Below are 14,297 nucleotides of genomic sequence, written 5' to 3'. Positions count from 1 at the left end.
ACGCTGATCCGGGTGGGCACGGAGGGGACCGGGGCGCGTGCCCCAGGGGGCGGGGGCACGCGCCCCGGTTCGGGGGGAGTAAAGCTCTACAGGTTGCCGAACGTGTCGTACCGGATGTGCTGCGGCGGGACGTCGTCCTCGGCGAGCGCCCGCAACGTCGCCCGGACCATCGCGGCTGAGCCGGAGACGTAACAGTCGTGCGACGTCCACGGGCCGTACCGGGCCACCACCTCGGGGACGTCCCCACGCTCGCCGTCGAAGCCCGGGTCGTCACTGCACGACGGGGTCACCGACAACCAGGGATGCGCGGCGACCAGCTCCTCCAGGCCGGCCAGGCCGTACAACTCGTCGGCGTGCCGGGCACCGTAGAACACGTGCACCCAGCGGGCCCGGTTCCAGCCGGCCAACTCCTCCACCATCGCCTTCACCGGCGCCAGGCCGACCCCGCCGGCCACGCAGAGGATGTCCCGCCCGGAATCCCGGTCCACCGTCATCGACCCCATCGGAGCGGCCACCCGCAGCAGGTCACCCGGCTTGGTCCGGCGCACCAACGCCCCGGACACCCAGCCCGCGCCGGCCGGCGTACGGACGTGGAACTCCAGCACGTTGTCATCGTTCGGGGCGTTCGCCACCGAGTACGTCCGCCACACCCGGGGCAGGTGCCGGGGCACCTCGACACTGACGTACTGGCCGGCCCGCCAGACCAGCGGGTGCTGGAGGGCGCGGACGGTCAACACGGCGGTGTCGGTGCCGTACCGCTCGTGGGTGAGGACCTCCGCGTGCCAGAACGGCGGATTCTCGTCCGACTCCGCCCCGGCCAGCATGGTCGCCGTGATGGCCGCGTACGCGTCCCGCCACGCCTGGTCGTACTCCAGGCTCCAACCGTCACCGGCAGTGGTACGCAACGCGTCGAGCAGCGCCACCCCCATCGTCGCGTAGTGCGCGGCGTCGACGTGGTACTTGCGGTGGTCCCGGCCCAGCGAGCGCAGGTACTCGTCGAAGCTCTCCGGATCGTCCATCACCTGGGTCGCGGTGACGATGGCGTCCAGGATCCGGTCACCCTGGCCGGTCATCTCCGCCGGGAACAGCCGGCGCAGCTCCGGATCGAGCAGGAACAGCCGGGCGTAGAAACGACCGCTCAGCCGGTTCCGGTCCTCCTCGACCAGGGTCCAACTCTCCTTCAACAGCCGAGCGAAGTTGTCCACGGGGGGCGGTCCTCCTCCTGACGGCGGATCGGGCCCCGATAGAATGTCCACGGAGCGTATATAGCGGTCGCACAGACTGTGCGATCGGCTCGTCCGGGGCACCGGCCGGTGCAATCGGGCCACCCCGTCGGGCAGAGTGGTGCGGTGACCGATGAGCAGCCCACCCGCCCCGTGACCCGGCGGGTCCTCGGCACCGAGACCCTGCTGGTGCTCGGCCTGTCGCTCGGGCAGTCGGCCGTCTACGCCGTGGTGTCGCTGACCGCGAAGCTGACCGCCGACGGGCCGCTGTCGAAACAGACCGCCTCGCTCAACACCTCGCAGTCCGCCCGGCCCTGGCTCGACCTGACGTACCAGTTGCTCGGCATCGTCTTCGCGCTGCTGCCGGTGCTGCTCGCCGTACACCTGCTGGCACGGGACCCCGGCGACCCGGCGCGGACCCTCGGCGTGGACCTGCGACGGCCCGGGTCCGACCTGGCCCGGGGCGCCGGGCTGGCCGCGCTGATCGGCCTGCCCGGCCTGGCCCTGTTCTGGGTGGCGGCGCAGCTCGGCATCAACGCCACCCTGGTCCCCGCCGGCCTGCCGCCGCTGTGGTGGGCGGTGCCGGTGCTGGTCCTCGCCGCCGTGCAGAACGCCGTGCTGGAGGAGGTGATCGTGGTCGGCTACCTGGTCACCCGGCTACGCCAGCTCCAGTGGCGGATCGGCGCGGTCATCGCGACCAGCGCGCTGCTGCGCGGCTCCTACCACCTCTACCAGGGCTTCGGCGCGTTCGTCGGCAACGCCGTGATGGGCGTCGTGTTCAGCCTGTTCTACCTGCGCACCCGGCGGGTGATGCCGCTGATCGTGGCGCACACCCTGCTGGACGTGGTCGCCTTCGTCGGCTACTCGCTGCTGCCCAAGGACTGGTTCGACTGGCTCTGACCGCCGCCACCCACTGCCCGCGCCGCCCTCCTGTCGCCGCGCCGCTCCGCTGTCGATGTTCCGGCGGTGGTCACTGAAGTGCCGCGGAGGCCGCCGACGGTGAGCGGGTTCGGTGGGGGCCGGCCCTACCGGCCGACCCGGGCCGGCCGGTAGGAGGCCACCGCCCGGGCAGCGAGCCGTTCGGTTGCCGCCGCGTCACCCGCCGCCGTCGCCAGTACCGCCGCCCCCGGCAGCAGCCGGGCCGCCAGCCGGAGCGCAGCCCAGCCCCCGGCCTGCGCGGCCAGCGGAGCCGCCAACCGCCAGGCCGCCTCCGCCGCACGCGGCCATGGCCCGTCACCGGGCCCGTCCGCCGCCCGCGCCGAGTCCAATGCGGCACGGGCGCTGTCCGCGTCCGGGTGCACCTGGGTCAGCACCAGCAACTCCACCGCCCGGTCCGGGTGGAGCGGGTCCCGCCCGTAGGCCGCCGCCACGTGCAGCACCAGCGCGGACTGCGTCCAGAGCACCGCCGTCAGCTCCGCCACCGGCGCGAACAGCCCGGCCACCGCCGCCGTCGCCCCACCCACCCCGGCCCACCTGACGAACCGCCGGGTGGCCAGCCGGGCCAGCCCGTCCGGACCGGCATCCGGGTACGCCTCCCGCAGCCCGCGCGCCCACGTCTGCGCGCGCGGCCCGATCCCCTCGACCGCCGCCAGGGCCAGCAGCTCCGGGGCGAATCCCGGGTGGGCCAGCAGCCGGGCCCGGAGCACCGCCAGCTCGACCCGCTCCGATGGCACGCCGTCCGGGTCCGCTGCCGCCTCGGCAGGTGCGTCGGTGGCGTCGGGCTGTGGGGGCACGGCTCGTGGGCCGTGCTCCGCCAGGTCGGCGGTGGCCGGCCCGGGGGCGGTCGGCGCGGTGCCGAGTTCCGATCCGGCGGGCGGACGCTGCCCGCCCGCCAGGTCGGGCCCTGCTACCGGGTGCTGCCCGATGGTCGGGTCGGGTTCCCCGGTGGGGTTGGTGGTCGCCGCCGGGGCGGGTTCCGGCGGTGCCGGTTTCTTCGGTGAGGTCGCCCGCTTGCGGGGCGCAGCCCGGCGGGTGGTCGGGCCGGCTTCCTCCGCCGGGGCCGCCTTCCGGGGGGCCCGCTTCCGTGGCGGCGTGCCCGGCACCACCGGCGTGGTCGTCGTCGGTGTGGCCGCTTGCGAAGCCGTGGACTTCTGTGCCGGTCTGGCCGTTTTCGGTGGCGGAACCGGTGCCTGTGGAGCGGCTGTTTCTGTCGGCGTGCTCGTCTCCGCCGAGACAGCTGACTCCGGCGTCTCCGCCGAGACACGCGTCTCCGGCGTCTCCGGCGAGACAGCGGTCTCCGGCGGTGGATCGGGGGTGCCGGGGACTGTGGTGGGCCCCTCGGCCGGGTCGGGCCGTAGTTCTCGCCGGGGTGGGGAGGTGGTGCTGCCGGCGGCCGCCCCCGCCGCCCGGCTGCGGGCGGTGCGTCGCGCGGCAGGCGACCCGGGGATCGCGGCGGGTGCCGGCGCGCTGCCCGCGGCGGGGGCGGCGTCGCGTACCGACCTCTCGTCCCCTCCGCGCTGCGCGGGTGCGGTCGGCGGACCGCCCGCCGTGCTGGTCGGCTCCTCTGCCGGCGGACCGCCCGCCGTGCTGGTCGGCTCGTCTGCCGGCGGACCGTCGGCCGCGCGGCGTGGTCGGGCGGCAGGCGGCGGCGATGGTACGGGCGACCCGTCGGCGGGGGGTTGGAACAGCACGGCCGGTGCCGCCTTCGTGGGGCGACTCCGCTTCGGCCGGGGCGTCGCCTCGTCATCGGAAGGTTGTTGCTGCCGGGGCGGTACGGGCGGCGGCGTGAAGGTCGCCTCCGGCGAGCGGCGACGCGCCCGGTCGCTGGCGGGGCGACGGGGCGGGTCGCTCGGCGGCTGCTCCTGCATGGGACAGGAGCGTAGCCGCGAACGTGACCTGGCACACGCGGGAATACGCGTGCGGGGCGGTGTCGTGGGAGGGCGGCCGCCGCCCCGCAGCCACCTCCGGGCTGACCCTCCGGCACGATCCCCAGCAGGGCTTGCAGTCGGTCGGGATAGTCGCTTTGCCCCGGGTGGGGGCGGACCTGTATCCTCGTCCGCGGTGGTCCGCAGGGTCACCGAGGAGACTTCGCCTAGTCTGGTCTATGGCGCCGCACTGCTAATGCGGTTGGGGTCTTAAAGCCCCTCCCGGGTTCGAATCCCGGAGTCTCCGCGCAAAACCGGTTGTGTAGACTGGTCGAGCACCGGGCGCCCGTAGCTCAATGGATAGAGCATCTGACTACGGATCAGAAGGTTAGGGGTTCGAGTCCCTTCGGGCGCACAAGATCATGAGGGGTCTGACCTGCCGAAATGGCGGTCAGGCCTCTCTGCTTTTCCGTCCCTTGTGGTCGGTTGGGTGCTCGGTGGGTGCTCGTGCGACGAGCATCCCTCACGTCCGGCCCTGTCTGGTGGCGTCCCGTTGGGTGCGAGGGCGTGTTCGTGTCGGTGAGCCTGTGCGGTGGGGTGAATGGGCAACGGTGAAGACTCGCTTGGTGGGGTGGAGTTCGGTTACGGTGGCTTCGCTCTGCGTCAATTGTCTTTCGTGCTGACGGCGTACGTCGTGGGGGTCGGGTTGTCGTGATCGATCCGCGGCAGGTTCGAGAGGTGAAGCGGGCTCTCGGTGGGAGGCTTGCGGAGCGTCGTCGTGCGTTGGGTGTGACGCAGGCGGATGTGGCGGCGCGGGTGAACAGCACGCGGAGCACCGTTGCCGGGGTCGAGTGCGGCAGCCAGGTGGCGGATCGGGTGTTCTGGCAGCGTTGTGATGAAGCGCTGCGTGCCGGTGGTGAGTTGCTTGCCGGCTACGACGAGTACCGGCGACTCAAGCAGCGTCATGACGAGGAGAAGGCCGAGGCTGGGCAACGTGCACGGTGGGGTGAGGTCGCCCGTGGCCAGGTGCCAGCGTCCGGTAGGACTCCGACCGGCACAGACCAGGAGTCACGTGCTGACGCATCGCCCGGCTTAGGACTTGCCCCGGCTGGTGTGGATCCGGTGTTGGCCCTGCACTGGATCGAGATGCTCCGGCTCCTGTCGGTCTCCCACAACATGTTCGGGCCTCGGCAGATCTACGAGATTGTCTGTCGGGAGTCGTCTGTCATCCGCCGGTACCGGCACGACGCGACCGCAGACGTTGAGCCTCGCCTCTTGGCGGTGGAGGCCAGGTGGGCGGAGTTCGGTTCATGGGCCGCCGACAACCTCGGGAACGCCACGGCCGCGACGCACTGGCTCGATCGAGCTCTCGGACTGGCGCACAAGGCCGCGGACAAGCGGATGGCCGCTTACGTGTTGATGAGGCAGGCACAGCAGGCTGCGGATCGTCTCGATGGAGATCAAGCCGCAGCGCTCGCCGCCACTGCCGAGTCTCTCGTGCCGCTCACGGATCGTGACCGGGCGCTGTGTCTGATCCGCCAAGCCCAAGGACACGCACTTCAAGGCGATCAGACCCGCTCACTGGCGGCGATCAACGCCGCTCACCGGCTCGTCGACCGTGCGGCAGAGGTCGGCGAGGACGACCCGGACACCATCGGCCACCACTGCACCCTCGCCTACCTTCGAGCCTACGAGGGTTACTGTCTGCTACGCCTCGGTATGGTCGGTCCGGCGGCGCGGACGCTGAAGGAAATTCTGGAGGGGTGGCCCGCCGACTACCGTCAGGACGAGGCGCTGACACGTGCCTGGCTCGCCTTGGCCTACGCCGCCGATGGCCGACTGACCGAGGCGAGCGCAGAGGGAAGTCACGCACTCACTCTGACCGCCACCACGAACTCCGCCCGCGCGATGCGCCCGCTGCATCAGTTGCATGCCCGCCTCGCAGGACAAACGGCGTCCGACGAGGCGGTCACGTTCAACAGCGCCTTCTCCCTCGTCGCTTCCACGGTCAGACTGTGATCATGGACTTGATCACCACCGCCACGACCACGGACGAGGCCAACCGCCACGCGGATGTCGCGGTGCTGCCGGTGGGCAGTTTCGAGCAGCACGGCGATCACCTGCCCTTGCTGACGGACACGATCGTCGCCTGCGCCATAGCGAAGGCCGCAGCAACCGCCTACGATCTGATGCTCCTACCGCCCGTGACCATCAGCTGCTCGCAGGAACACACCGGCTGGCCCGGCTCGGTGAGCATCCGCTCATCCACCCTGGCCCGTATCATCACCGACGTCGCCGCATCGTTGCGCGGGTCGGGAGTCGAACGACTGATCGTGGTCAACGGCCATGGCGGGAACTACATCCTGGCCAACGTCGTGCAGGAAGCCAACGTCGAAGGGCGCCGCATGGCGTTGTTCCCGAGACGGGAGGACTGGGAGACCGCCCGCCAGGAGGCCGGACTAGCCAGCAGCAGCCACGACGACATGCACGCCGGGGAGATCGAAACCTCCGTGTTGCTGCACCTGTGCCCCGAGGTCGTACGCGACAGCTATCGGACCGCAGACCACCGTACGGAGCGTCCGGACCTACTCGTTCTGGGCATGCGCGGCTACACCGACACCGGAGTCATCGGCGAACCGTCCCTCGCCACAGCACGCAGGGGGAAAACCGTCCTGGACAGCCTGACCGGCTCATTCGCGAGCAGCCTCGCAGTACTCCGAGACGGTACCGATCGTTAACGAACCCCAACGGCGATCGAAGCATTCTTGAGTTCGCCGCTTGTTCGGCGTTGAGTAGTGCGAGAGCGGTAGCGGCATCTACGAGAGGAACGGCGCGGGTGACTGGTGTGGAGTTGATCGTGGCGGCGTTGGCGGCTGCAACGACGGCAGGGGTCAGTAGTGCAATGCAAGACGCTTACGGTGGCCTGAAGGCGCTGCTTGTAAAGCGGCTGTCTGGTCGTGAGCAGGCAGTGAGGGCGTTGGAGGGGCGGGAGATGGAGCCGGGGGTGTGGCAGGCGCGCCTCGGTGAGGATCTGCACGCCACTGGTGCGGACGTTGACGAAGATATTCTCGCCGCTGCGCGAGTGCTCCTCGCCCAGGCGGATCCGGCGGGGACCCGGTCCGGGGTGTTTACGGTGACGAGTAACTATGGGGCGGTGGGGCAGTTCAATGCTCCGGTGGCGTTTCACCAGGGGACGCCGGTCCCCCCAGCCTCTCCGGGAACGGTGTAGGGCCGTCCGTTCCCGGAGAGGCTGGCTCTCGGGCCACGGCCATGGTCAACTTTGGTGCCGTCGGAGTATTCAATGCTCCGGTGACGGTCCACGGGCGTACTCCGGTGGTATGGCCTCATCAGGTTGGCGTGGTGCCTGTGATGGCGCACTGCCAGCAGAAGCGCCTTGCCGATCATGCCCTTGATGCGGCGGCTGGCAGCGGCACGGTGCCGTGTCAGGTGGTGGCTGGGCTCGGCGGGGTGGGCAAGACACAACTCGCTGCCGGGTTGGCACGCCGGCTGTGGAATCGGGGGGATCTGGATCTGCTGGTATGGGTGTCCGCGACGTCTCGGTCGGCGATGGTCACGGCCTACACGCAAGCGGCTGCCGATGTCACCGGTGCCGATGATTCCAACCCGGACCAGGCAACCGACCGGTTCCTGGCCTGGCTGGCCACGACCACATGCCGCTGGCTGATCGTCCTTGACGACCTGACCGACCCCAATGATCTGCGCGGCTTGTGGCCACCGCCAAGCAGGTCGGGGCGGACAGTAGTCACCACCCGCAACACCGACAGTGCCCTAGCCGCCGGTCGGCAGATCATCAACCTTGGGATATTTACCCCGACCGAATCCATGAACTATCTGACCGAGAAGCTCGCGGATCCGGGCCGGCTAGGGCAGGCCGCCGGACTGGCCGATGACCTCGGTCATCTTCCGCTGGCGCTGGCGCAGGCCGCTACCTACATTCTCGACCGCGCCAACATGACTTGCGGCGACTACCGCCGTCGTTTTGCCGATCGCCGCCGAGAGTTAACCGCCTTGGCACCCCGAGCCTTGCCGGACGACTACCCCTACACGGTCGCAACCACATGGTCGCTGTCCATCGGCCGCGCCGATACCTTCTCCCCGCCTGGAGTGGCCCGGCCGGTGTTGGAACTGGCCGCACTGCTTGACCCGAATGGTATCCCCGCCGCAGTACTTACCACCCGGGCTGTCCTGTCCCACCTGGGTGCCCGTATCGGTTCGCCGGTAGAGGACGACGACGTGATGGACGCCTTGAACAACCTCGCCCGGCTTAGCCTCACCACCACGGACCCGGCCACCGGAAACTTCCGGGTCCATGGTCTCCTGCAGCGTGTGGTCCGCGAAGCCATCCCCACCGACCACATCGCCCCCCTGGCCATTACCGCCGCCGACGCCCTGGACGCCATCTGGCCCCAGTATGAACGCGACCGGGAGCACGCCCAATCCCTGCGCGCCAACACAACCGCCTTATATACCCATACCGGCTCACTGCTGTGGACCCATGGCGCCTACGCGGTTCTATTATCCCATGGAGTCAGTCTCGGCAAGACAGGGCAAGCCGCCACCGCAGCTGCCTACTTTGATGCCCTACACTCCACCGCCATTCGCTACCTCGGCCATGACCACTCCGACACGCTGATCATCCGCGGCAACTCTGCCCGATTGCGTGGCGAGGCGGGGGATGCCGCCCGCGCTGTTCGCGCCTTCGAGGAGCTCCTCACCGACCAGCTACGGGTGCTCGGCCCCGATCACCCGGACACACTGCGCACTCGACACTATGTTGCCCACTGGTATGGCGATGCGGGGGACGCGGCTGGTGCCGTGACTGCATACGAAAATTTACTCCCCGAAATCCTGCGGGTGCTCGGCCCCGACCACCCGGACACGCTGAATGCCCGCTACAACCTTGCTCGATGGCGTGGTGAGACGGGAGACGCGACCGGTGCCGTGACTGCCTGCGAGAAACTGCTTGCTGATTCCTCCGCAGTGTTCGGCCCTGACCATCCGCAAACCCTGTTAACCCGCATCAACCTGGCTTTTTGGCGTGGTGAGGCGGGGGATGCTGCCGGTGCCGCCACCGCTTACGATGAGCTACTCCCCAATCTTGTACGGGTGCTGGGTCCCCACCACCCGCACACCTTACTGGCCGGTAGCAACCATGCGCGGTGGCGTGGTGAGACGGGAGACGCGACCGGTGCCGTCACTGCCTACGAGAAACTGCATGCTGATTCCTCCGCAGTGCTCGGCCCTGACCATCCGCAAACCCTGTCCATTCGTGGCCATCTAGCCCACTGGCGTGGTGGGGCGGGGGACGCGGCTGGTGCAGCCGCCGAGTTCGAAGAGCTACTCCCCGAAGTCCTGCGGGTGTCCGGCCCCGATCATCCGCAGACCTTCGGCATCCGTTTCAACATGGCTTATTGGCGTGGTGAGGCGGGGGATGCTGCCGGTGCCGCCACCGCTTGCGAAGGGCTGCTCCCCGATCTCCTGCACGTGTACGACCCTGACCATCCACGCGTCCTAGCCACCCGCTCCCGACTAGCTGAATGCTTAGACCAAATGGGGAACCACGCTGGTGCCATTGCCGCCTATCAGGAGCTTCTCACCGACGCCCGGCGGGTGCTCGGCCCCGAGCATCCGAACACTCTGATGACTCGCACCAATCTTGCTATCCTGCGGTGGCAACATGAGGCGAAGGGTGAGGAGACTGCCACTCCGGCAGACCTGGAACTACTCGCGGACCTTGAACGCCTGTGCGGGCCCGACTTCGTGAACACTCTAAACACCCGTGTCCTACAAGCTCAGTGGAGGAAGCAGGGCACGCCATGAGTAACGTTTCGGAGCAAAAGAGTGCGGCCTGAAAATGTTCGGACATACTATCTTCGAGCAGCTTTCAGGCTAACCTCGGCCCTTCAGTAAGGGCTGTCCACGGACTGGGCTGAGAACGAAGAAGTGCCTTCTGATCTGGGAAAATAGGGCTTGTCGAGAGTCCCATGTTCCTGTCACGGAAGGCACTTGCTGGGTGAAGGCTACCGCAACACGTCCGAAGATCGTGGTGACCGGGGGTGGGCGGGGCGTGGTGGGTCACGTCGGTGCCCGGCTGCTCGCTGACCTGGCCGATGCGACTGGGCTGACCAGCGCGTTCGGTGAGGCCCTGGCCGGGCTGCGGCAGCGGCGGGGCGGGCACGATCCGGGCCGGGTAGCGGTCGATCTGGCGGTGATGCTCGCCGACGGCGGTGAGGCTATCGCTGATCTCGCGGTGCTGCGTAACGAGGCCGGTCTGTTCGGGCCAGTGGCCTCCGACCCGACCGCGTGGCGGCTGTTGTCCCGACTGGACGAGCCGATGCTGGCCCACCTGCGTGCTGCGCGGGCCCGAGCCCGCGAGGTCGCCTGGGCCCAGCACGCCGAGGTCCGCGGCGACCTGCCGCAGCCCACGGTGGCCGGCCGCCCGGTCGACGGCCTGGTCCTGGACATCGACGCCACCATCGTGATCTGCCACTCCGAGAAGGAAGCAGCGACCCGCACCTGGAAGAAGACGTTCGGCTACCACCCGCTGCTGTGCTTCCTGGACAACACCGGCGAAGCCCTCGCCGGCCTGCTACGGGAAGGTCGGGCCGGATCCAACACCACCGCCGACCACATCACCGTGCTCGACCAGGCCCTCGCCCAGATCCCCGACGCGGCCCGGCACGGCACCCCCATCCTGCTGCGCAGTGACTCCGCTGGTTCCAGCCACGGCTTCCTCGCCTACATCCGAGCCTTGCGCGAGCAGCACCTGGACATCCGATTCTCCGTCGGCGCCGCGATCACCGAAGGCGTGCGGGCGGCGATCCGCGCCGCGACCGGCTGGGTTCCCGCCGTCGACACCGAGGGTGACCTGCGTGACCATGCCGAGGTCTGCGAGATCACCGGCCTGTTCGAGGCCACCGGATGGCCGCCCGGCACCCGGCTCCTGGTCCGCCGGGAACGCCCGCACCCCGGCGCCCAACTGACCCTGTTCGACACTATCGAAGGCTGGCGGCACCAGGTCGTCGCCACCGACACCCCACCCGGCGGCGGCAGCATCCAGTTCCTGGAGGCCCGGCACCGGGCCCACGCCCGCGTCGAGGACCGCATCCGCACCGGCAAGAACACCGGCTTCGGCCGGTTCCCGTCGCGACACTTCGCCATCAACCAGGCCTGGCTCCACCTCGCTCTGACCGGCATCGACCTACTCGCCTGGACCCAGAACCTGCTCCTGGACGGCGAGCTGGCCACCGCCGAACCGAAGAAGCTGCGTTACCGGCTGCTGCACGTCGCCGCCCGGATCACCCGCACCGCCCGGCGGACCCGCCTCGCCATCGCCGCCAACTGGCCCTGGACCGACGCCCTGACCAGCGCGTTCAACAAGCTCACCGCACTACCCCGGCCCACCGGCTGACCTCGAGACGCACGCCCGACCATCACCACGGAGGAACCCGGCCCAGCGCCGGGACCTTGGCATGCCAACAGAACATCAGCAAACACGCAAACTGCACTCATCGAGCGGCGGCTATTGATCCATGCTCAAGTGAAAGACCGAGGCTAATGCCTCGTATTTGAACGTTGATCGTGTTATGCGTTGGTTCTGAGGATGGATCGGGCAGGCTGTCCCCCAGCACTCGTGGTGGGAGGTGATGGCCGGTGGGTAGACGGCCGGAGGTGTTCGTCCGGCAGGTGTCGATAGCTGAGGGTCAGCGGTTGCAGCGGATCACTCGGACGGCGAAGGATCCGGGAAGCTGCGACGGGCGGTCGTGGTGCTGATGTCCGCCCAGGGGCAGCCGGTCCGGACATCGCCCACCTGCTCAAGAGCAGTGAGGACTACGTCCGCGACGTGATCCACGCGTTCAACGATCGGGGGTTCGACGCCCTGGACCAAAATGGAGTGGGGGCGCACCGAGACGGATCGATGAGCAGACCCGCGACTGGATCTGCGTCATCGCCCGGTGCGACCCCCGCTTCCTCGGCCAACCGTTCTCCTGCTGATCGCTACCAAGCTGCGCGACTACCTCGTCGCCGCTGGTTACGTCACGACGGCCAGCGTCGAGACCGTGCGTCGTGTCCTGCACGAACGCGGGGTGACGTGGCAAGCCACCAAGACGTGGAAGGCCAGCACCGACCCCGACTTCACATCGAAGATGCGCCGGGTCCTGGACCTCTACGACCACCCACCCACCGATGGTGGGGTGCCAGAGGCCCTGTGTCGAAGGTTCGTGTCGAGGGTGTTCGACGAGTGTCGACACGCTTCTACTTGTTTCTGGCATCGAGTGGTGGGGCTGCTGGCCGACCAAAGGTAGCGCCAGGAGGCACTCCGGATCCGGCGGTACCCATCGAGGTGAGGCCGCTACGGGCGCGTCGAGACCTGGGGTCGGGCGCCGCTAAAGGAGGGGGCGGTGGTCATGGGCTCGAATCACGCGTCTGCCAGGAAAGAGATCGTTTGGCTGCAAGGGCTGTTCATTTGCCTGGAGGGGATTGATGGGGCTGGCGGGACAATCGCTGTCGGTCATGTCGTAGAAGTGTTGGATGATCGTACCGCCCTAGGGCTGCGCTGATGGCCCGGCCGCCGATTCCTCATGTCGCTATGCGTCCGCTCTGGCGGTGCCGCAACTGCGGTGCCGAGTGGCCCTGCCAGCCGGCCCGGCTGGCGCTGCTGGCGGAGTACCGGCACGACCGGACCGCGTTGCTACTGTTCCTCGGGGTGCTGATGACCGAGGCGAGCGGCCAGCTGCACCAGCTCCACCCGGACCGCAGACTCGACCTGACGGAGCGGTTCATCTCCTGGGCCAGGGCGCGCTGATGAGGGCTATGCCAAGGGTGAGAGGGCCCCCGGCCTCACCCCTGCCGCGAGTCACCTGCGCTTCATGACCGCTTCACCGCAGAACAGGCATGCGGAACCCCCAGCTCCGCACGCGGCGTTGATCAGCGCCGCTGACCGCACAAGGTGCAAGGAGAAGTCGTGACTGTCACCGCACACGAACCGACCACGACCGCCCTCGACCCTCGGACCCTCGTCACGCCCGAGGTGTTCGGGAAGTTGGTCGACTACTTCGCTGCCGACCGGCACGTCACCCGCTCGTACGCCGAGCGGGCCGTGGAGCAGTTCCTGATCTTCCTCAGGGCGCACGCCGACACCGTGGGCAACGAGGACTTCGGGATGCTGCTGCCCGACGGGTCGATCGGCCGTGTCGTGCCGACCCTCCCGGTCGACGCCGTGTGGCATTCCGTGTTGCAGCACACCGTGCCCTACGCCGCCGCCTGCGAGCAGATCGCCGGGAGCTTCGTCCACCACATCCCCATCCTGACCGAGGGGATGATGGACGGCACCGCCGTCACGTTCACCCTCGCGGCGCTGCACGCCACCTGCTACCGGGTCGACATGGAGTTCTGGCACGGTGAAGCCGAGTCGTGCTGCCCGCCCGGGGAACCGGACTTCACCGGCAAGTAACGAGAGGTGACCATGCGCAGCGACTGGACCGCCCTACCCGAGCATGTGGGAACAGCGGTCGCCGAACGAGTCGGCGGCATCGTCGGCGTGTACCCGGCTCCGCGTGGTGACCACGCGGAGATCGCGTCGACCGTCATCGGTTCCACCGGCACCGCCTTCGTCAAGGCCGCCTTCTCGGGCCCGGGCGTCCGGTCACTGCGCTACGAACTGACGGTAACCAGAGCCATCGACAGGTATCCGCCTACGGTTCTGTGGGACTTCGAGTCCGACGGCTGGTTGGTGGTGGGGGTCGAGCACCTGGACGGCCCCCACCCCGACCTGTCACCCGGGAGCCCTGACCTCGACACGCTTGCCGTGACCCTCGAAGGGCTTCAACAGACCGCCGCGCCAGACGTGCGGCTGTACGGCGCGACCGGGCGGCTCAGCTTCACCCACCCGGCGATGGACGGCGACGCGCTCGTGCACTCCGACCTCAACCCGGCCAACCTGATCCTGACACCGCAGGGACTGCGGATCGTCGATTGGGCGTACGCGACCAAGGCAGCACCGTGGGTCGAACTGGCGTTACTCACTCAGTGGCTGATCGGCAACGGCCACACCCCAGCCCAGGCGGAAGACTGGCTGAGCCAGTTCCCCGCCTGGGCCGGGACTGACCCCGGAGTCCTAGACGACTTCGCAGCGAGGAACGCCTCCAAGTGGGCCAACAAGTCGCGGCAGAGCACAGAGAGTTGGGTGCATGACCTCGCTTGCTGGACCCACGAATGGGCGGCCTACCGGGCGTAAAGTGTCGGCCGC

The 14,297-nt window shown here is 68.8% G+C and carries 10 protein-coding genes, 2 tRNA genes and 1 pseudogene; 11 read left to right on the top strand and 2 right to left on the bottom strand.

The window, feature by feature from the left end; translation table 11 throughout:
• Window positions 1–86 precede the first annotated feature (86 nt).
• The gene (locus ACQP2H_RS30800; RefSeq protein ID WP_219465239.1) at window positions 87–1,205 is read right to left on the bottom strand and encodes a globin domain-containing protein; all 1,119 of its coding nucleotides are present in this window, start codon (window positions 1,203–1,205) and stop codon (window positions 87–89) included.
• A 144-nt stretch (window positions 1,206–1,349) separates the two neighbouring features.
• Between ACQP2H_RS30800 and ACQP2H_RS30795 the strand changes: the two genes are divergently transcribed.
• Window positions 1,350–2,123 (top strand): CPBP family intramembrane glutamic endopeptidase, encoded by a 774-nt coding sequence (locus ACQP2H_RS30795; RefSeq protein WP_219465237.1) that lies wholly within the window; start codon window positions 1,350–1,352, stop codon window positions 2,121–2,123.
• 125 nt (window positions 2,124–2,248) lie between these two features.
• On the opposite strand, the gene ACQP2H_RS30790 is transcribed toward ACQP2H_RS30795, so the two are convergent.
• Window positions 2,249–3,265, bottom strand: a complete 1,017-nt coding sequence (locus ACQP2H_RS30790) for a hypothetical protein (RefSeq protein ID WP_219465236.1) — start codon at window positions 3,263–3,265, stop codon at window positions 2,249–2,251.
• A 978-nt stretch (window positions 3,266–4,243) separates the two neighbouring features.
• Here ACQP2H_RS30790 and ACQP2H_RS30785 point away from each other — a divergent pair.
• The 10 genes and pseudogenes from ACQP2H_RS30785 (at window position 4,244) to ACQP2H_RS30740 (ending at window position 14,285) form a co-directional block, all read left to right on the top strand.
• A tRNA-Ser gene (locus tag ACQP2H_RS30785) sits at window positions 4,244–4,334 on the top strand.
• Window positions 4,335–4,369: 35 nt separating this feature from the next.
• Window positions 4,370–4,442 (top strand) — tRNA-Arg (locus tag ACQP2H_RS30780).
• A 296-nt stretch (window positions 4,443–4,738) separates the two neighbouring features.
• Window positions 4,739–4,897, top strand: a pseudogene (locus ACQP2H_RS30775) (helix-turn-helix domain-containing protein); the annotation flags it as partial.
• Window positions 4,898–5,149: 252 nt separating this feature from the next.
• Window positions 5,150–6,046: a hypothetical protein gene (locus ACQP2H_RS30770; RefSeq protein ID WP_433233784.1), complete on the top strand. Its 897-nt coding sequence runs from the start codon at window positions 5,150–5,152 to the stop codon at window positions 6,044–6,046.
• Window positions 6,047–6,048: 2 nt separating this feature from the next.
• A complete protein-coding gene (locus ACQP2H_RS30765) occupies window positions 6,049–6,765 on the top strand; it encodes a creatininase family protein (protein ID WP_433230099.1) in 717 nt (238 codons plus the stop codon).
• Window positions 6,766–7,396: 631 nt separating this feature from the next.
• A complete protein-coding gene (locus tag ACQP2H_RS30760) occupies window positions 7,397–9,868 on the top strand; it encodes a tetratricopeptide repeat protein (protein WP_433233745.1) in 2,472 nt (823 codons plus the stop codon).
• Between the two features lie 193 nt (window positions 9,869–10,061).
• Window positions 10,062–11,459, top strand: a complete 1,398-nt coding sequence (locus ACQP2H_RS30755) for an IS1380 family transposase (RefSeq protein WP_433229678.1) — start codon at window positions 10,062–10,064, stop codon at window positions 11,457–11,459.
• 1,179 nt (window positions 11,460–12,638) lie between these two features.
• Window positions 12,639–12,854: a flavin reductase gene (locus ACQP2H_RS30750; RefSeq protein WP_433230096.1), complete on the top strand. Its 216-nt coding sequence runs from the start codon at window positions 12,639–12,641 to the stop codon at window positions 12,852–12,854.
• Between the two features lie 159 nt (window positions 12,855–13,013).
• On the top strand, window positions 13,014–13,502 hold the full coding sequence (locus ACQP2H_RS30745) for a hypothetical protein (protein ID WP_433230093.1): 489 nt from the start codon (window positions 13,014–13,016) through the stop codon (window positions 13,500–13,502).
• 12 nt (window positions 13,503–13,514) lie between these two features.
• Complete coding sequence (locus ACQP2H_RS30740) at window positions 13,515–14,285, top strand: phosphotransferase (protein ID WP_433233742.1); 771 nt, start codon at window positions 13,515–13,517, stop codon at window positions 14,283–14,285.
• Window positions 14,286–14,297 lie beyond the last annotated feature (12 nt).

This window comes from Micromonospora sp. CA-248260 (genome assembly GCF_050942205.1).
Taxonomy (GTDB): Bacteria; Actinomycetota; Actinomycetes; order Mycobacteriales; family Micromonosporaceae; genus Micromonospora; species Micromonospora antibiotica.
Note: the sequence above shows the minus strand (reverse complement) of the source record. Positions and strands in the feature narration are given on the sequence as shown.

Coding starts and splice junctions, on each gene's coding strand:
- ACQP2H_RS30765 (WP_433230099.1), top strand. CDS start 6,049: ATGGACTTGATCACCACCGCCACGACCACGGACGAGGCCAACCGCCAC.
- ACQP2H_RS30740 (WP_433233742.1), top strand. CDS start 13,515: ATGCGCAGCGACTGGACCGCCCTACCCGAGCATGTGGGAACAGCGGTC.
- ACQP2H_RS30760 (WP_433233745.1), top strand. CDS start 7,397: ATGGCGCACTGCCAGCAGAAGCGCCTTGCCGATCATGCCCTTGATGCG.
- ACQP2H_RS30750 (WP_433230096.1), top strand. CDS start 12,639: ATGCGTCCGCTCTGGCGGTGCCGCAACTGCGGTGCCGAGTGGCCCTGC.